14 protein-coding genes are annotated in these 18,357 nt (G+C 68.5%); 4 read left to right on the top strand and 10 right to left on the bottom strand.

Annotation, left to right across the window (positions count from 1 at the left end; genetic code table 11):
• From ACM6LU_RS29410 to ACM6LU_RS29425, 4 genes are all read right to left on the bottom strand, one after another.
• Positions 1 to 657, bottom strand: a complete 657-nt coding sequence (locus tag ACM6LU_RS29410) for a histidine phosphatase family protein (RefSeq protein WP_414941043.1) — start codon at positions 655 to 657, stop codon at positions 1 to 3.
• Complete coding sequence (locus ACM6LU_RS29415; RefSeq protein WP_414941044.1) at positions 658 to 1,725, bottom strand: phosphotransferase family protein; 1,068 nt, start codon at positions 1,723 to 1,725, stop codon at positions 658 to 660.
• On the bottom strand, positions 1,722 to 2,474 hold the full coding sequence (locus ACM6LU_RS29420) for an SDR family oxidoreductase (RefSeq protein ID WP_414941045.1): 753 nt from the start codon (positions 2,472 to 2,474) through the stop codon (positions 1,722 to 1,724). Before ACM6LU_RS29420 ends, ACM6LU_RS29415 begins: the two co-directional genes overlap by 4 nt.
• Before the next feature lie 101 nt (positions 2,475 to 2,575).
• Positions 2,576 to 3,826 (bottom strand): S8 family peptidase, encoded by a 1,251-nt coding sequence (locus tag ACM6LU_RS29425; RefSeq protein WP_414941046.1) that lies wholly within the window; start codon positions 3,824 to 3,826, stop codon positions 2,576 to 2,578.
• Positions 3,827 to 4,085: 259 nt separating this feature from the next.
• On the opposite strand from ACM6LU_RS29425, the gene ACM6LU_RS29430 reads away from it, so the two are divergent.
• The gene (locus ACM6LU_RS29430; protein WP_414941047.1) at positions 4,086 to 5,024 is read left to right on the top strand and encodes a hypothetical protein; all 939 of its coding nucleotides are present in this window, start codon (positions 4,086 to 4,088) and stop codon (positions 5,022 to 5,024) included.
• A gap of 76 nt (positions 5,025 to 5,100) precedes the next feature.
• Here the strand turns inward: ACM6LU_RS29430 and ACM6LU_RS29435 are convergent, their stop codons facing one another.
• Positions 5,101 to 6,735, bottom strand: coding sequence for an acyl-CoA synthetase (locus ACM6LU_RS29435; RefSeq protein WP_414941048.1), 1,635 nt, complete (start codon positions 6,733 to 6,735; stop codon positions 5,101 to 5,103).
• Positions 6,736 to 6,890: 155 nt separating this feature from the next.
• Here ACM6LU_RS29435 and ACM6LU_RS29440 point away from each other — a divergent pair, with 155 nt between their 5' ends.
• Entirely contained in the window at positions 6,891 to 8,588 is a 1,698-nt protein-coding gene (locus ACM6LU_RS29440) for a bifunctional 3'-5' exonuclease/DNA polymerase (RefSeq protein WP_414941049.1), read from the top strand.
• Between the two features lie 252 nt (positions 8,589 to 8,840).
• On the opposite strand, the gene hrpA is transcribed toward ACM6LU_RS29440, so the two are convergent.
• The 5 genes from hrpA to ACM6LU_RS29465 form a co-directional block, all read right to left on the bottom strand.
• On the bottom strand, positions 8,841 to 12,722 hold the full coding sequence (hrpA, locus tag ACM6LU_RS29445; protein WP_414941050.1) for an ATP-dependent RNA helicase HrpA: 3,882 nt from the start codon (positions 12,720 to 12,722) through the stop codon (positions 8,841 to 8,843).
• Positions 12,723 to 12,861: 139 nt separating this feature from the next.
• The gene (locus ACM6LU_RS29450) at positions 12,862 to 14,025 is read right to left on the bottom strand and encodes a lactate 2-monooxygenase (protein WP_414941051.1); all 1,164 of its coding nucleotides are present in this window, start codon (positions 14,023 to 14,025) and stop codon (positions 12,862 to 12,864) included.
• Positions 14,026 to 14,038: 13 nt separating this feature from the next.
• A complete protein-coding gene (locus tag ACM6LU_RS29455; RefSeq protein ID WP_414941052.1) occupies positions 14,039 to 15,256 on the bottom strand; it encodes a cation:proton antiporter in 1,218 nt (405 codons plus the stop codon).
• Positions 15,257 to 15,296: 40 nt separating this feature from the next.
• Positions 15,297 to 15,611, bottom strand: a complete 315-nt coding sequence (locus tag ACM6LU_RS29460) for a hypothetical protein (protein ID WP_414941053.1) — start codon at positions 15,609 to 15,611, stop codon at positions 15,297 to 15,299.
• 132 nt (positions 15,612 to 15,743) lie between these two features.
• Positions 15,744 to 17,225: an APC family permease gene (locus ACM6LU_RS29465; protein WP_414941054.1), complete on the bottom strand. Its 1,482-nt coding sequence runs from the start codon at positions 17,223 to 17,225 to the stop codon at positions 15,744 to 15,746.
• A gap of 201 nt (positions 17,226 to 17,426) precedes the next feature.
• Here ACM6LU_RS29465 and ACM6LU_RS29470 point away from each other — a divergent pair, with 201 nt between their 5' ends.
• Complete coding sequence (locus tag ACM6LU_RS29470) at positions 17,427 to 18,068, top strand: GOLPH3/VPS74 family protein (RefSeq protein ID WP_414941055.1); 642 nt, start codon at positions 17,427 to 17,429, stop codon at positions 18,066 to 18,068.
• A 112-nt stretch (positions 18,069 to 18,180) separates the two neighbouring features.
• Positions 18,181 to 18,336: a chitosanase gene (locus ACM6LU_RS29475; RefSeq protein ID WP_414941056.1), complete on the top strand. Its 156-nt coding sequence runs from the start codon at positions 18,181 to 18,183 to the stop codon at positions 18,334 to 18,336.
• The last annotated feature ends 21 nt before the right edge of the window (positions 18,337 to 18,357 follow it).

The raw sequence follows: 18,357 nt of genomic DNA on the forward strand, positions 1-18,357 counted from the left end.
CTAGCGGTAGGTGAGCAGTTCCGCGGCTTCCGCCTCGAAATGCGGATGTTCGTTGAACGACAGCATGGTCACCCCGCCGCGGCCGGACACCAGTTTGGTGATGCCCGCGTTCACGGTGACCCGGTTCAGTTTCAGCAGCCCGGCCTCGGGCGCGCCCATCAGCGCGCCGCAGACCGTGGCGATGACCCCGCCGGAGCTGAAGACGACGGCGTGCTCACCCTTGCCCAGCGATGCCACGAGATCGGCCAGCGCGCCTTTGACCCGTTCCAGGAACTGAGGCCAGGTCTCGGCACACGGCCCGGCGGCCCCCGCCGCGATCCACGCGCTCAGCGCGCCGTCCAAAGCGGCCTGATACGCCCGCGAATCGGTCTGCTGAACACCGGCGGCGTGGTACTTCGCGATGTCGACGTGGTCGTACTCGTTCCAGCGCTCGTCCTCGACGACGGCGATCCCGGAGTCGAGCACCTTTAACGCCGTCGCGGCCGTGTCCCGTTGCCGGGCGAGGGAACCGGAGCGCGCCTGACTGAATTCGACGCCGCGCCGCAGCAGTTCCGCACCGACCACAGTGGACTGTTCGAAGCCGTGCGGCGAGAGCTGGTCGTAGTTCTCCGCACCGAAGGACGCCTGCCCGTGCCGGACCAGGTAAATCGCGCCCATCTACGCGTGTCCTCCCTTCGCGATGATCCGGCGGCAGCGCCCGTCCAGATAGCCGACGAACTGCCAAAGATCCTTCAGTGCCGGGTTGTCCGTCTGTCCTTCGTGGAAACGGAAGTAGATCTGCTGGATCACCACCGCGAGCCGGAACAGGCCGTACACCTCGTAAAACGTCCAATCGCCGATCCCGAGGCCGGATCGCTCCGCGTACCGCCGCACGAAATCTTCACGCTTGTACATGCCCGGCACGTGCGTCGGTTGACGACGGCTGAGCTTCATGACGTCGTCATCGTCGTCCTGCACCCAGTACGCCAGCGTGCTGCCGAGCTCCATCAGCGGATCGCCGAGCGTGGCCATCTCCCAGTCGAGCACCCCGACGATGTCGAGATCGTCGTCGAGCACCAGGTTGTCGAGCCGATAGTCGTTGTGGATCAGGCAGATCTTCACCTCGGACGGCTGATTCTCCTTCAGCCACGCCATCACCTCGGCGCAGTCCGGGACGTTCTCCGTGCGCGCCTTGAGGAACCGCTCCGACCAGCCGCGCACCTGGCGTTCGACGTATCCGGCGCCCTTGCCGAGGTCGGCCAGTCCCGCGGCCCCGACGTCGACGGCGTGCAATTCCACCAGCCTGTCGACGACCTTGCCGCACAACTCACGCGCGCTCTCCGCCGCCAGATCCAGTCCCGAAGGCAGGTCTCCGCGCAGGATCAGGCCTTCGAGCCGCTCCATCACGTAGAAGTCGTCGCCAAGCACGGTTTCGTCGTCACAGAAGGCGAGCACCTCGGGCACGTAAGGGAAGACCGGCCGCAACGCCCGCTGGACCCGGAACTCGCGGCGCATGTCGTGCGCGGACGCGGCCTTGTGCCCACCGGGCGGACGCCGCAGGATCAGCTCCCGGCCGGGGTAGGTCAGCAGGTACGTGAGATTCGAGGCGCCGCCGGGGAACTGGCGGACCTCGGGCGGCGTATCGCCGAGCCCTGGCACCCGTCCGGTCAGCCAGGTGTGCACCGCGGCCGGGTCGAACGCGTCCTCACCACGAACCTCGACCGTCTTGTCCGAGCCCAGGGTCATGCGAACTTCTTCAGCACCGACGCCGGGACGAACCGGAACACCTTCGCGAGCGGGGTCCACGGCCACGACGGCACGAACGCCTTCGCCTTCTCGGTTTCGATCGCCTTGACCAGCGCCAGCGCGCCGGCCTCCGCCTTGATGGCGAGCGGGATCTTGGAGATGTCCGCGTTCATCTCCGACTCGATGAACCCTGGCAGCAGCTGGGTTACCTTGATCGGCGTCCGCATCAGCTCGATCCGGGTGCCCTCGGCCAGCGCCGAGACGCCCGTCTTCGAAGCGGCGTACGCGGTCATGTTGCCGGGGAAGGGGCGAAGCGCCGAGAAGGAGGAGACGACCACGAGGTGACCATCCTTTTGCTTCCGGAAGATGCCGACGGCGGCTTCGATCTGGGCGGCCGCGGCGAGGAAGTTGGTCTGCAGGGTCTGGCGGTTGGCGTCGAACCGGCCGGAGCCGATCGGCTGTCCCTTGGCGAGGCCCGCGTTCACGATCACGCGGTCGAGGGAGCCGAGTTCCTCGCGGAACTCCTCGAAGACGGCGAAGACCTGGTCGTGGTCGTTCACATCCAGCTTCCGGGTGACCACGGTGATGCCGGGATACGCCTTCTTGAGCTCCGCGGCGAGAGCGTCGAGCCGGTCGAGACGGCGGGCGGCCAAGGCCAGATTGCGGCCTCTGGCGGCGTACTGCCTCGCCATTCCCTCGCCGAGTCCGGAGCTCGCCCCGGTGATCAGGATGTTCTTCCGCAGGACCATGTCCGGGAGCGTACCGGTTGGTAACAAGTTCGGCGCCCTCCGGACGAAAGGCTGCCCCCGGCGCCTAGGATTCGCCGGGGGCAGCCTGTCCGGAAGGCCTACTACTTCACCTGGAGCAGCTTGTTGGCGGTGCCACCGGTCGGGTTGCTGATCTTGCCGTCGGCCGCCGCGGCGACCAGGCCTTCGGAGACCTGAGCCGGGGTGGCGTCGGGGTGGGCCGACAGGTAGAGCGCGGCAGCACCCGCGACGTGCGGCGAAGCCATCGAAGTACCACTGATGGTGTTCGTGGCGTCGTCACCGGTGCCCCACGACGAGGTGATGTCGACACCCGGGGCGTAGAGGTCCACGACCGAGCCGTAGTTCGAGAAGCCGGCCTGCTTGTCGGTCTTGTCGCTGGCGGCCACCGTGATGGCCTCCTTCACCCTGGCAGGCGAAGTGGTGCCGGCGTCGGAAGACTCGTTGCCCGCCGCGAGCGCGAAGGTCACGCCCTTGGAGATGGCACCGCGAACCGACTCGTCGAGGGCGTCGTCCGCGCCACCACCGAGACTCATGTTCGCGACCGACGGGCCCTTGGCGTTCGCCGCGACCCAGTCGACACCGGCGACGACACCTTCGGTGGTGCCGCTGCCGTTGGCGTCCAGCACGCGGACGCCGACGATCTTCACGCCCTTGGCCAGGCCGTACTCGGTGCCGCCGATGGTGCCGGCGACGTGCGTGCCGTGGCCGTGCTCGTCGTTGGGGGTGTCGTCGTTGTCGATGAAGTCCTTGCCGCCGGCGGCGCGGTCACCGAAGGTGCCGTGCGTGCCGCGGACACCGGTGTCGATGACGTACGCGGTGACGTCGTCGGCCTTGTTCGGGTAGGTGTACTTCTTGTCGAGCGGCAGGTCCGCCTGGTCGACGCGGTCGAGGCCCCACGACGGCGGGTTGTCCTGGGTCTCGCTGATCTTGAACGTCTTGTCCTGGACGATGTACTCGACCTGCGGGTCGGCAGCGAGACGCTTGGCGGCGGCCTCGTCGGCCTTGATCGAGAAGCCGTTCAGCGCCGAACCGAACGTGCGGGAAAGCGTGGTGCCATATCGACCGGTAAGGCCTTGCGCCTTGGCGGCGACGTTCGCGGTGACCTCGCCCGCCACGGCCACGCCCTGGCCGACGGCGGTGGGCTTGAGGACGACGATGTAGCTGCCGCCGACCGCGTTGGCCGCACCGGCGCCGCGGATCTCGCCCTGCTGGTCGGCGTTGGCCGGACCCGCACCGAAGGTGGCGACCGCCGCGGTCACACCGGCGAGGGCGACCCCCGCCATCAAGCCGTTCCGGGTCTTTCGGGACTTCAGGTTTTTCCGGGACTTGCTCACTGGATCCCTTCCTGCCGCACCGTGCGGATCACCCGGGAGGATGATCGTTGCTGAGGTCATGCAAACCGGTGCGCCATGGGCCGGGCAATGATTCACAGTTACCAGTATTAGACCGAAGGGAGTAGCGGCGCTCGTCCGGAAAGGCGTTTTCGCCTGGCGGAAGGCACCCTTGGAGTGTTACCCCGGACTGTTGAAGTTATTCGTGTTGTTATCAACCGAGCGATGTCAAGAAGCGGCAGATGGGGGCGGTCAGCAGCATATGGCGGTGGGGAGCGCTATCACGAACGAGGACGACCAGCCGCGTACGGCGTTCGCCACCGCGTTGCGGTCGGCCATCGCGACCAGCGGGCTGAGTCTCGACCGCATCCAGGCCCGGCTCCTGGCGCGCGGCGCGTCGGTCAGTGTCACCGCGTTGAGTTACTGGCAATCGGGGAAACGACAGCCGGAACGGCAGAGTTCGCTGTCCGCGGTGCGGGTCCTCGAAGAAGTGCTGGCGATTCCCGCCGGTTCACTGCTCAGCCTGCTGCCGCCGCCTCGGCCACGTGGGGCGGCGTCACGCCGCAGCCGCGCCACCACCGAACAGCCGATGACCTTCCCGTTCGAAGCGCTCCAGGCCCTGCTGGAGAAGGTCGGCGCTCCCAACGCGCTCGAACAACACCATCAGCTGAAACTGGTCGGCCTGCACGACCTGTGCGAGATCGCCGCCGACGGCGGACAGCGCGCGGTGACCGCGCGGGCGGTGTTCCAGGCGGGCGCGGACGGCCAGGACCGCTGGCTGCTGGTCTACGCCCAAGGTGATCCCGAGGCGGGACCGCCGGTGCTCAACACCCTGCGGAACTGCCACGTCGGGCGCGCCAAGGTCGACGACGAGCACGGGCTCACGGTGGCCGAACTGCTCTTCGACCGGCCCATCGACCGCGGCGAGACCCACCTGATCGAGTATTCGCTGACGAACCCCGGGCCGCCGTATCCGGAATGCCGGAACACGCATTACCGCGAGTTCCGGCGGCCCGTCCGGGAGTACCTGCTGGAGATCCGGTTCGACCCGGACACCATCCCGACGAAATGCTGGCAGTACTCCCGGCAGGGGACATCGCCGCTGGACCGCCGGGACCTGAAGCTCGATCAGAACCATGGCGTCCACGCCGTCGCGCTCGACTTCGGTCCCGGTGTCTTCGGCATCGACTGGGAGTATTAGCCGGGGACTTGGTTTTCGGTGATGTTGATCAACGGCTTCAGAGTCCCCGGCGTTCTTCACCTCCAGGTGACAAGCCCTAGTGCAGCTTGTTCCGTAGCACCTTCCCGGTCGCGTTACGCGGTAGTTCGTCGAGGAACTCCACGTCGCGCGGCACCTTGTACCGGGCGAGGTTCGCCTTGACGTACTCGCGCACGCCCTCGATGTCCAGATCCGCGCCGTCGGCCCGCACGACGAACGCCTTCAGCCGCTGCCCGAACTCGGGATCGTCGACGCCGACGACCGCCGCCTCGATCACGTCCTCGCGCTCGACCAGGAGGTTCTCCACTTCGATCGGGAAGACGTTCTCGCCGCCGGAGACGATCATCTCGTCGTCGCGGCCGTCGATGAACAGCAAGCCGTCCTCGTTGAAGTGGCCGACGTCGCCGCTGGAGAGCAGCCCGTCGATGATCTCCTTGTTCCGCCCGTCGGTGTAGCCCTGAAAGCTCAGCCCGCTGCCGACGAACACCCGGCCGGTGACGTGCGGCTCGGTGATCTTGCCGCCCTTCTCGTCGTACAGCGCGACCTTGCAGCCGACCGGCGCGCGGCCGACCGTGCCCGGCGCCTTGCGCCAGTCCTCGGGCGTCGCGACCGTCGCGACCGCGACCTCGGTCGAGCCGTAGAGGTTGTGCACGACGTCCCCGAACGCGGCGGTCGCGCGGTTCCCGAGGTCCGGGGACAGCGCGGAACCCGCGACGAAGATGATCCGCAGGCACGAGGTGTCGTATTTGGCGCGGATCTCTTCGGGCAGGTCGACGATTCGCTGCAGCATCGTCGGCACGAGGACCAGCGTGGTGCAGCGGCTCTCCGCGACCCCGCGCAACGTCTCCTCCGGCACGAACTTGCGCCGCATGACGACCTTCGAGCCGAGCGCGAAGGACAGGATGAACTGCGACAACCCGGTGCCGTGGAACAGCGGCGCGCCCATGTAGGTCGCTTCGCCGGTCCGCAGCGGGATGCGGTCCAGGAACTGCGCCGACGCGAGCGCGGAGGTGTGCGGCCGGGGCGCGCCCTTCGGCGTCCCGGTGGTACCGCTGGTCAGCAGGATGAACCCGCCCGGTTTGGCGGGCGCGGGCCACGGGCGGTCGTCGGTGCTGGCCACCAGTTCGGTGACGACCGGGATATCACCCTGACGTGCGGAGTCCGTGTCGACCCACGCGAGATAGTGCTCGACGTCGCCCTCGATGGCTTCCAGCAGGTCGGTGAACTCCTGGTCGTACACGAGCGCCGTGACGCCTTCGCGCTTCGCGACATCCGCGAGCTGCGGTTTGGCGAATCCGGTGTTCATCAGCAGCAGCTTCGCGCCGAGTTTGCCGGACGCGAGCATCGTCAGCACGAGACCGCGGTGGTCGCGGCACAGCGCGGCGATCACCGAACCCGGGCCGAGGCCGCGTTCGGCCCATGCCCTGGCCAGCGCGTTCGACTGGGTGTCGAGCTGCTTGAAGGTCAGCGGCCCGAGCTCGTCGATGATGCCGGTCGCGGCCGGGTCCCGGCGGGCGGCGATCATGTTGGCGCCGGCGAACGGGCCCCACTTCCGCACCAAGACCAGCGAGCGCAGGCCCTCGTCGACCCGGGGGATCGGGAGCAGGCCCGCTTGGCGCATCACGTCGATGCTCCGCACGGTCTCGGTCACCTTGCCCGCCACCATGGTGGCGAGGCCGGTGGGGTTTCTCATCCGGGCACCTCCGTTGCTGCTGCGGCGAGACACCATGCCGCCGTCGTTCGCGTACCGGCGGTATGGGGTTGCTACTCGACAGTAGCCGACCGGTAGCTGCGGCGCATTAACCCGCTGGTGACAGAAATGTCGGTAGGAACTAGCACAATGGCAACGTGCAGGCGTTCGCAGGTCAAGAGGAAGATGGCGACTTCGCGATCTCGTTTCCCGGCGAAACGCTGCGGGGCCTGAAGCTCGCGGAGTTCGCCGAGAAGGTGCGAGGCCTGGAAGCCGAGCACGCACCGCGCTGGGTGTTCCCGTCGGTCGAGCGGGCGTACCCGGCACTGATCAAGGCAGGCGTCCGGGTGCGGCGGTGTCACGACCTGGCGCTGACCGAAGGCCTGCTGCTGGCCCATGAGGGTCGCCCGCAGGAGTCGCGGAGCCTGCACGCGGCGCTGGCCAGGGCGAACGGACAGGAGGCGCCCGCCGACGAGCCGCCGCCCTGGGCCGAGGACGACCAGCCGACGCTGTTCGAGACGCGCGGCCCGCAACTGCCCGACGGCGTCACCGTCGTCGAGGCCGCCCGCCGCGTGCTGGCCGAGCAGGAGAAGCGGGTCGCGCTCGCCGAACATCCGGAGCGGCTTCGGCTGCTCTTCGCGGCGGAGTCGGCGAGCGCGCTGGCGGCCGCGGAGATGTCGGCCGACGGGCTGCCGTGGCGGGCCGACCTGCACCTCGAGTTGCTAGCCGACCAGCTCGGGCCGCGCGTCCCGGCCGGGCAGCGGCCGAAACGGCTGGTCGAACTGGCGGCGAAGATCAGCGACGCGTTCGGCGGGCGTCCGGTCAACCCGGACGCTCCGGCCAGCGTCGTCCGGGCGCTGGGACGGGAGGGCATCGAGGTCACCTCGGCCAGGAAGTACCTGCTGCGCGACATCGACCATCCCGCCGTCCCGCCGCTGCTGGAGTACAAGGAACTCGCGCGGCTGCATTCGGCCAACGGCTGGACCTGGCTCGACGAATGGGTGCACGACGGCCGGTTCCGCCCGCACTACATCGTCGGCGGGGTCGTTTCGGGCCGCTGGGCCAGCCGTGGCGGCGGCGCGCTGCAGATCCCGAAAGTGCTCCGGACCTGCGTCCGCGCCGATCCGGGCTGGAAACTGGTGGTCGCCGACGCCGCGCAGCTGGAGCCGAGGGTGCTGACGGCGTTGTCCGGGGACCGCAAGCTGGCCGACGTCGCCGCGGCCACGGATCTGTACGCGAGCCTCGCCGAGGCGATGTTCTCCGGAGTGCGTCGCGTGCCGGTGCCCGCCTGGGACGACAGGGACGATCGCGACCGGGCGAAGATCGCGATGCTGTCGGCGATGTACGGCGGCACGTCCGGGGAGGCCGGTCCGTTGCTGGCGTTGCTGCGGACCAGGTTCCCCGACGCGGTGTCCTATGTGGAGCGTGCCGCTCAGGCCGGGGAACGCGGCGAGCGCGTCCGCTCGCGGCTGGGCCGGACGTCGCCCGCGCCGTCGGAAGCCTGGCGCGCGCTGACCGGCGGCTCCACCGACGACGAAGCGGCCGAGACGAAGGCGCGTCAGGCGTCGCGTGGCTGGGGCCGGTTCACCCGGAACTTCGTCGTGCAGGCGAGCGCGGCGGACATGACCGCGGTCCTGCTGGCGACCCTGCGGGGCAAGCTCCCCTCCCCCGCGCACCTGGTCTTCTTCCAGCACGACGAAGTCCTGGTGCACACCCCGGCCGAGTTCGCCGACGAGATCTCGCAGTCCATTGTGGACAGCATGGCGGAGTCGGCGAGGATGATGTTCGGTGCCGCCTGCCCGGTCCGGTTCCCGCTGCACATCGCCGCCGTGGACACCTACGCCGACGCCAAGTGACCCGCACCGTGTCGTCCATCTGATCACGCGAGTTCGCCGCCCAATCACACGAACTCGCCGCCTGATCACGCGAGTTCGCCGTTCAATCACACGAGTTCCGCCTCCGATCAAGCGCGTTCCACTTTCCACGCCACGGAAGACGCGTGCTTGGGCGGCAAACACGTGTGATTGAACGGACGACGCGCGTGATCAGGCGGCGGGCTTGCGTGATTGAACGGACAACACGCGTGATTGGGCGGACAACACGCGTGATCAGGAGGCGGCGTCGTCCAGGGCCTTGATGACGCGCTTCAGCGAGACGGGGTGAGCTGTGCCGAGAGTTTGGGCGAAGAAGCTCACCCGCAATTCCTCGATCATCCACCGGATCTCGCGCAGCGCCGGGGACGAGGTCCCTGGCGGCTGAGCGTCGAGCGCGGCCTGATACTCGTTGCGAAGCCACGCGACGTCGCCGGTGCGCTGGATGTCGCGGGTCGGTTCGGTCGGGAGTTTCTCCAGCCGCCGTTCGATCCCCCGCAGGTACCGGACGACGTGCTTCAGCCTGTCCTGCCCGGTTTCGGTGACGAAACCCTTGCGCACCAATCCGTCCAGCTGTGCCCGGATGTCCGCGAGCGAATCCGCCGGGCCGCGGGTGTCGGCCAGCCGCGTTTCGACGTCGTTCGCCGCGCGCAGGATCTTCTCGACGTTGGTCAGCACGTCGAGCACTCCGGCGTTCAGCCCGGCACGCACTTTTTCCTGCAGGACGGCGAAACCGGCTTCGTCCCAGCGCGGGCCGCCGTTGTCACCCACGAGTCTGTCGACAGCGCAGTCGACGCAGTCTTCGAGCAGTGCCGCCACCGACCCGTGCGGATTGCGGTTCAGCACGAGCTTCGACGAATTGCCCAGATTGCGGGTGATGAACTTCATCGGCGACGGCAGGTTCAGCCGCAGCATCCGCCGCGTACCCGCCCACATCGACTGTTCCTGCTGTCCCGGCGTGTCCAGCAGCCGCACCGCGACGGTGCCGCCCTCGTCAACCAGCGCCGGATACGCCTTGACGTCGTGCCCGCGCTGCTTGCTCGCGAACACCTTCGGCAGCTCGCCGAACGCGGGCGTCGTCAAGCCCTGGCGCTCGATGCTGTCGGCGGCCTTCGAGATCGTCGCGCGCACCTGGCCGGACAGGTCTCGTTTCAGCGCTTCGATGTCCTTGCCCTCGGACACCTTCCTGCCCTGGACGTCGACCACGCGGAAGGTCATCTTCAGATGTTCGGGTACCGCGGACAGCTGCCAGGCGTCGTCGGGGATCACCACCCCGCGCAAGGCCTCCAGTTCGTCGGCGGCGGCGTGCAGCAGTGGACCGTCGGCCGGGCCGACCCGCGACAGCACCAGCTTCGCGTGGTCGGGCGCCGGCACGAAGTTGCGCCGGATCGCCTTGGGCAGCGACTTGATCAGTTGCGTCACCAGTTCTTCGCGCAGGCCGGGGACCTGCCAGTCGAAGCCGTCCGGGGTGACCTGGTTCAGCACCGGCAGCGGGATGTGCACGGTGACGCCGTCCGCGTCCGCGCCCGGCTCGAACTGGTAAGTCAGCTTGAAGGTCTGGCTGCCCTGAGTCCAGAAATCGGGGTAGTCGGCCTCGCGCACGCCGCCCGCGGTCTCGTTGATGAGCATCGTCTTCTCGAAGCTCAGCAGGTCGGGCTCGGTGTGCCGCGCCTTCTTCCACCAGCTGTCGAAATGCCTCGCGGAGACGACGTCTGCCGGGACGCGCTGCTCGTAGAACTCGAACAGTGTCTCGTCGTCGACCAGGATGTCGCGGCGGCGGGCCCGGTTCTCCAAGTCCTCGACCTCATCGAGCAGCGCGCGGTTTTCGCGGAAGAAGTGGTGCCTGGTCTCCCAGTCGCCTTCCACCAGCGCGTGCCGGATGAACAGTTCGCGGCTCAGTTCCGGATCGATGCGCCCGTAGTTGACCCGGCGATCGGCGACCAGCGGGACGCCGTACAGCGTCACCTTCTCCAGCGCCATCACCGCGCCCTGCTTGCGCTCCCAGTGCGGCTCGGAGTAGCTCCGCTTCACCACGTGCCCGGCGAGCGGCTCGACCCATTCCGGCTCGATCCGCGCGTTGACCCGGCCCCACAGGCGCGAGGTCTCAACCAGTTCGGCCGACATCACGAATCGCGGCTGCTTCTTGAACAGCGCCGAACCCGGGAACACCGAGAACCGCGCCCCGCGCGCGCCGAGATAGTCCCCCTTGGCCGGGTCCTTGAGTCCCACATGTGACAGCAGCCCGGCGATCAGCGACGTGTGCACACGTTGCGGATCGGCCGGGCCGGTGGTGTTGAGGGTGATGCCGAGCGGTTTGGCCAGCTGACGCAGCTGGCTGAAGATGTCCTGCCACTCGCGGATGCGCAGGTAGTTCAGGTACTCGTTGCGGCACAACCGGCGGAACTGGTTGGTGGACAACGCCTTCTGCTGCTCGCTGACGTACTCCCACAGGTTCAGGTACGCCAGGAAGTCGGACGTCTTGTCGGCGAACCGCGCGTGCTGCTCGTCCGCCGCCTGCTGCTTTTCCGCCGGCCGCTCACGAGGGTCCTGAATGGACAGTGCGGCGGCGATGATCATCACTTCGCGCACACAGCCGTTGCGCGAGGCCTCCAGCACCATCCGCGCCATCCGCGGGTCGACCGGGAGCAGCGCGAGTTTGCGGCCGGTCTCGGTCAGCTTCTTGCCGTCGGTCATGTCGAAGGCGCCGAGTTCCTGCAGCAACTGGACGCCGTCGGTGACCTGGCGACGATCCGGCGGCTCCACGAACGGGAACGCCGCGATGTCCCCGAGGCCGAGCGAGGTCATCTGCAGGATGACCGACGCGAGGTTGGTCCGCAGGATCTCCGGATCGGTGAACTCGGGCCGCGCGTCGAAATCGTCTTCGGAGTACAACCGGACGCAGATACCGTCCGAGGTCCGGCCGCAGCGGCCCTTGCGCTGGTTCGCCGACGCCTGCGAGACCGGCTCGATCGGCAGGCGCTGGACCTTGGTGCGGTGGCTGTAGCGCGAGATCCGGGCGGTGCCGGGGTCGACGACGTACTTGATGCCCGGCACGGTCAGCGACGTCTCGGCGACGTTGGTGGCGAGCACGACGCGGCGCCCGGTGTGCCGCTGGAACACACGATGCTGGTCCGACGACGAGAGCCGGGCGTACAGCGGCAGGATCTCGGTGTTGCGAAGGTCCTGTTTGGACAAGGCGTCCGCGGCGTCCCGGATCTCCCGCTCCCCCGAGAGGAACACCAGGATGTCGCCGGGGCCCTCGTGCTGGAGCTCGTCGACGGCGTCGCAGATGGCCTGCGTCTGGTCGCGATCGGAGTCGGCGTCCGGATCGTCGGGGTCGATGATCGGCCGGTAGCGGACCTCGACCGGATACGTCCGGCCGGAGACCTCGACGATCGGCGCGTCGCCGAAGTGCTTCGAGAAGCGTTCCGGGTCGATGGTCGCCGAGGTGATGATCACCTTGAGGTCGGGGCGGCGCGGCAGGAGCTGTTTGACGTAGCCGAGGATGAAGTCGATGTTGAGGCTGCGCTCGTGCGCCTCGTCGATGATCAGCGTGTCGTACTGTCGCAGCATCCGGTCGGTCTGGATCTCGGCGAGCAGGATGCCGTCGGTCATCAGCTTGACCAGCGTGTCCTGGCCGGACTGGTCGGTGAACCGGACCTTGTAGCCGACGGCCTCGCCGAGTTCGGTGTTCAGCTCGGAGGCGATCCGGTCGGCGACCGTGCGCGCGGCCAGCCGCCGCGGCTGCGTGTGCCCGATCTGGCCGCGGATGCCGCGTCCGAGTTCGAGACAGATCTTCGGCAGCTGGGTCGTCTTCCCGGAGCCCGTCTCACCCGCGACGATCACCACCTGGTGGTCGCGGATCGCGGCGGCGATCTCGTCCTTGCGCTGGCTGACGGGTAGCTCTTCGGGGAACGAGATCTTCGGGACGCCGTCGCGGCGGCGGGTGACCCGCAATTCCGCGGCCTCGATGTCGGCCTCGATCCGGGCGGCGAGGTCCTCGGCGTTTCGCGCTTTCCGGGCACCGTCGAGCCGTCGCCGGAGGCGGTGCTCGTCGCGCGACATGAGTTCGGGCAAGCGAGCGCGCAGGGCGCCGAGCGGGGAAGTTGTGGAAGCCATGACCGGCACCAGGATAGCCGCGCGTGACGATCAGGGCTCCCGAATATCCCTCACGTCACCACCACCCCCCGCAACTAGTCCTCTAGTTGCGGTAGTTCGCACCACCAACTACCGCAACTAGAGGACTAAACGCGGGGGGTCAGGGGCGTGCGAGGGAGGCGGGAGTGAGGTCGGCGAGGGTGCGGTGACCGGACAGGCCCATGGTCAGGTCGAGGTCGGCGAGCAGGCTTCGCAGCACGTGCCGGACGCCGTCCTCCCCCGCGTGCGCGAGCCCGTACACCCACGGCCGCCCCACCAGCACGGCCTTCGCCCCGAGCGCGAGGGCCTTGGCGATGTCGGCGCCGGTGCGGATCCCGGAGTCGAACAGCACCTCGAGCCGGTCGCCGACCGCGGCCACGATCTCCGGGAGCACGTCGAGCGAGCCGACGGCGCCGTCGACCTGGCGACCGCCGTGGTTGGACACCACGATCCCGTCCATCCCGGCCTCGACGGCGCGGCGCGCGTCGTCGGGGTGCTGGATTCCCTTGAGGACGATCGGCCCGTCCCAGTGCTCACGCAGGAACGGCAGCCGGTCCCAGGTGCTGTCGGTGCCGGTGATCATCGAGATCCAGCGCAGGATCGCGGTGGGCGCGTCCTCTTCGGGCGTCTTCTCCAGCAGGCCGCGGAACACCGGGTCGCTCAGCGGGACGCCGAGTCCCTCGCCCTTGATGAACGGCAGGTACGCGTGGTCGAGGTCGTTCGGGCGCCACGCGAGGGTCCAGGTGTCGAGCGTGACCACGAGCGTGGTAAAGCCCGCTGCCTTCGCCCGCGCCAGGATGCTCGCGCAGACGTCGTTGTCGGTCGGCCAGTAGAGCTGGAACCAGCGCGGCCCCTCGCCACTGGCCTGCGCGACGTCCTCGATGCTCGTCGAGGACGCCGTCGACATGACGTAGGGCAGACCGACCGACGCCGCAGCGCGAGCGGCAGCCGGTTCCGCGCCCTCGTGCACGATCGACTGGACGCCGACCGGCGCCAGCAGCACCGGCGCCGGCACGGGCGTCCCCAGGACGGTCGTCGACAGATCGCGCTCGGTGGAGCCGGTGAGCATCCTCGGCACCAGGCGCCAGCGGTCGAACGCCTCCCGGTTGGCGCGCGCGGTGGCGCCCGAACCGGCCGAGCCCGCGACGTACCAGAACGGCCCGGGCTCCAGGATCTCCCTCGCCGACTCCTCCAGCTTCGTGGCGTCGGTGGAGCACGGCGGGAAGGTCCCGCCGAGCCCCCGCAGGTAGATCTCGTTCTGGTAGCCGCCGAACCGCTCTGTCACCCAGGCCTCCTCGTCACGTCGCCCGTGCCACCTCTTCGCGGCCTTCGCGGGTCGAAGTACCCCGGACGATACTCGCCGGTAGCAACCAGGTGAGTCTCTCCGAGCGGATGACCGCGACTGGACCGATCACGGCCAGCAGCAGGACATAGCCCGCGACGAACGGCGCGACCCTCGAGTCCAGCCCGGCCGCGGTGGCCATCGCGGCGAGCACCAGCGAGAACTCGCCGCGCGTGAGCACGGTCAGCCCGATGTTCACCCCGGCCTGGCGGCCGAATCCGTGCAGTCGCGCGGCCAGCGCGCCCGCGCCGAGGTTCGCCGCGATCGTCAGCGCCACCGCGATCAGCACCGGCACGACCACCGAACCGACCGCGTTCGGGTCGATGCCGAGGCCGAAGATGAAGAAGAACAGCGCGCCGAACGCGTCCCGCAGCGGGAGCACCAGCTTGTGGATGCGTGGCGCGACCTTCGAGCCGCCGAGCATCATGCCGACCATGAACGCGCCGATGGCGTCGGACACCCCGACCTCTTCGGCGACGGCGGCGCCCATCACGGCGACACCGACGAAGCAGACGGTCAGCAGTTCGTCGTCGGCCGAGCCGAACAGCTTCGAAACCACGCGGCCGCCCCAGCGGGCGAGCGCGGCCAGCACGATCAGGAACCCGAAGGCCTTGCCGAAATCGGCCATGGCCGAGCCGAAACTCCCGGCACCGGACAACACCGGTTGCAGCAACGCCAGGTACAGCGCGAGGAACAGGTCCTCGATCACGATGATGCCCATGATCAGGCGGGACTCGGGATTGGTCATCCGGCGTGCTTCGACCAGGAGTTTGGTGACGATCGCCGACGACGAGATCCCGATGGCGCCGGCGATGACCAGCGCCTCCCTTGTCCCCCAGCCCAGCAGGAAGCCGAACGCGAGCCCGCCGCCGATGTTGAGGATCAGGTAGATCAGCCCGGACCAGACGAGTTTGCGACCCCCGTTGGCCAGGTCGTCGAGGGAGAATTCGAGGCCGAGGTAGAACAGGAGGAAGACGAGACCGAGCCCGGCGAGCACACCGAGCTCACTCGGATCGTCCACAAGGGACAGTCCAGGAGTGTTGGGGCCGAAGACGAAACCGGCCAGCATGAACAAAGGGATCGTGGGCAGCCCGATGCGGGCGCCCGCTCTGGCGATGACACCGGCGGCGAGGAACGCCCCGCCGACGGCCAGCAGGGCATGACCGGAACTCATGAGACCTCCGATGGTGGCTGATGCGGGATGGGGACGCCGATCAGCGCGGAGGTGCCCGCGCGGCGGCCTGAGGCACCGCACGGCTGACGACGACGGGCACACCCTGCGCAGGGGCGAGTCCGGCGTCGGGGAGGTCGACGGTCGCCGTTTCGGCGGGCGCGTCGGCGAGGGGAACGGCTTGGCCACCATGGAAGGCGGGCAGCGGATGGGTCGCGAAGACGGCGACGGGGTCATCTTCCTTCGCGACGCCGCCATGACCGTGGGGGACGGTCGGCGTGACGAAGGCGAAAACGAGCAAGATCAGCAGAAAGAAGACGGAACGGTGCCGTGGGGCGGGGGCACGGTTCGTCGTCATCTGGCTGCCACTTTACCAGTCCTTTATAGACAGATCGGCGAGAGATCTGTCACGGATCGAGCGCATCGGCGGCCGGTCCTCGACCGCGAAAGCCGGTCCGTGTCCATTTAGGACAGTGGGCGGCGCGCACGGTCATCGCCCCGACCTCAGCATGGCGGGTTCGCGTCGGTCACCCTCGTCTTCGAGCGGGCCGCCGATCGCGGCGTACGTCTCGGGATCCCTGGTCCGCAGCACTTCCGCGCGCAGGAAACCCACCAGTGCCGCGACGACGATGAGGCCAGGCAGACCCCAGCGCAACAGGAACGTCCCCGCCGGGCCGAGCAACAGGTCGAAGTTGAGCAGGATCAGCGCGAGAACGGCCGACAACGCGAGCATCGCCAGCCCCGGCGCGATCCAGCGGCGCCATGCGTTTTCGGCGTGGCGGCGCCGTTTGAAAAAGCCGATCACCGAAAGCGAGACGGCGATCATGATCACCACGACGCCGGTCGACGCCGTCGCACCGAGCCAGGTGAACAGTTCGGTCACCGGGTCGCGGCCCGCGATCGCGAACGCGGCCACCACGACCAGCGCGAGCGCGGTCTGCGTGGCCGAACCGGCCACCGGCGCGCCGGTGCGCTTGCTGGTCTTGGCCAGTGAGTGCGGCAGCAGTCCTTCCCTGCCCAGCGCGAAGAAATATCGCGCGACGGCGTTGTGGAAGCTCAGCAGCGCCGCGCACTGGCCGGTCACGAAGAGCGTGTAGGCGATGTCGGAGAACGTGCCGCCCAGATGCTCGCCCGCCAGGGTGAACAGCAGGTCCGGCCCCTGCGCGGCCGCGGTGGTCACGATGACGTCGGGTCCGGTGCCCACGGCCAGCGCGAGCGACGAGACGACGTAGAGCACCGCCGTGAGCCCGATCGCCGCGAACGTCGCCCTGCCGACCGTGCGGCTGGGTTCGCGCGTCTCCTCACCGTAGGTCGCCGCGCCCTCGAAGCCGACGAACGCGGCGGCGGAGAAGGCGAACACCGCGCCCACGCCGGTGGTGAACAGGCTCGACGGCTCCAGCGGCACGAAGGAAACACTGCCACCGGCGGGATTCGCGAACAACGCGATGTCGACGATCGCGACGACGGCGACCTCGAGGCACAGCGCGACCCCGAGCACCTTGGCGTTGAGATCGACCCGGAGCACACCGAGCGCGCCGACGATCAGCACCATCACCAGCGCGCACAGCCACCACGGCGGCGGGGACCCGGTGAGCGTGCCCAGCCAGGTCGACACCGACCAGCCGAACAGGCCGTAGATGCTGATCTGGATGGCGTTGTAGGAGATCAGCGTGACGAACGCGATCCCGGCGCCGGTGGATTTGCCGACACCGTTGGCGACGTAGGGATAGAAGGCGCCCGCGTTGGTGATGTAGCGGCTCATCGCCGCGTACCCGACCGCGAACAGCCCCAGTATCGGGGCGAGCAGGAGGAACGACAGCGGCACACCGACACTGCCGGTGACCGCGTAGTTCGTCGGGACACCGCCCGCGATGGCGAACAGCGGACCCGCCGCGGCGACGACGAAGAAGACGATCTGGGCGGCACCGAGCCGCCGGTGGCCGAGGACACGCCTCGGCCTGTGCGTACCCATTGACCCGTCCCCCCGGACGTCGAATGGCGGTGAACACGGTCGGTTCGTGCTCTTGATCTTGAGAGGCCATCCAACCTTAGGGCCGGGCAGGGCGGTGAGATACGTCCGTTCAGGCTAAAAACGGACCTCGGGTCGCAGTGGTCCACCGCCTACCGCTACTTTGGCCGTCCCGCACTACAACGCCGGGGGGGCGTGCCATTCATGCGTCGGCTGACCTTGGTCGATTCCCTGTTCTTCCTCGCCCACGACGAGTTCACCGGAAAACCCGTGCTGCGCCGCACGGGGCTCGGCATCGGAATGGCAGGCTCCGCGCTCTGTGATCTCCTCCTCGCCGAGCGGATCACCGTGGAGCGCAAGCGAATCCGGCCGCTGTCGCGGCGTGGCCTCGCCCATCCCGCGCTGGATCGGGTGTTCTCGGAAATCCTCGGCGAAGGCGAGTGGCACACCGTCCGGGAATGGGTCGACCACCTCCGTCAGGATCTCGGGGAAACAGTCGCCGACAATCTGCTCGCCGCGGGAGTGATCAACCACGAGACCGACCGGGGGCTCGTGCGGAAGAATCACCGGTACCCGCCACGGGATCTGCTGATGTCGACGGCCGCGCGCAGCAAGGCGAGGGCCGCCGTGCTCGGCACCGAACGACCGGATCCGCATTCGGTCTGCCTCGCCCTGCTGGCCTGGACCATCGGTCTCGACGACCTCTGCGAACCGGAGCTCGACCGCGCCGGGTTGCGAGCGTGGGCCGAGGCCACCCACCGCGAACTCCCGCGGGCGCTGGCCGATCTGATCTCGGGTGTGGACGCGGTGGGCGCCGCCGTCGTCTACACCGGCGACCGCCGCTGACGCTTTTCCTGCCAGCAATAACAGAAAGAGACAATTCTCTACGCAAAGGGATACCTTTCATTGATATTTCCTTTGCGGCGCGGTCTCCGTCCTCGCCTCGCTGTTTCGCCTCGTGTCGTGTTCGCCTCGCCGGGACGGACGCGGGTACACCGTCGGCATCATCGGGTTCCGCTCCGGCACCGGCGACCTGCTCGATGAATTCGGTCCCCAGAACCCACTCGCCCGCCGGCACCTCCCGCATGTCGTGAAGCCTCCTTACCTACCCTGAAAGCAGGGCTCCGGCAAAGTC

The organism is Amycolatopsis sp. cmx-11-51 (genome assembly GCF_047608665.1).
Taxonomy (GTDB): domain Bacteria; phylum Actinomycetota; class Actinomycetes; order Mycobacteriales; family Pseudonocardiaceae; genus Amycolatopsis.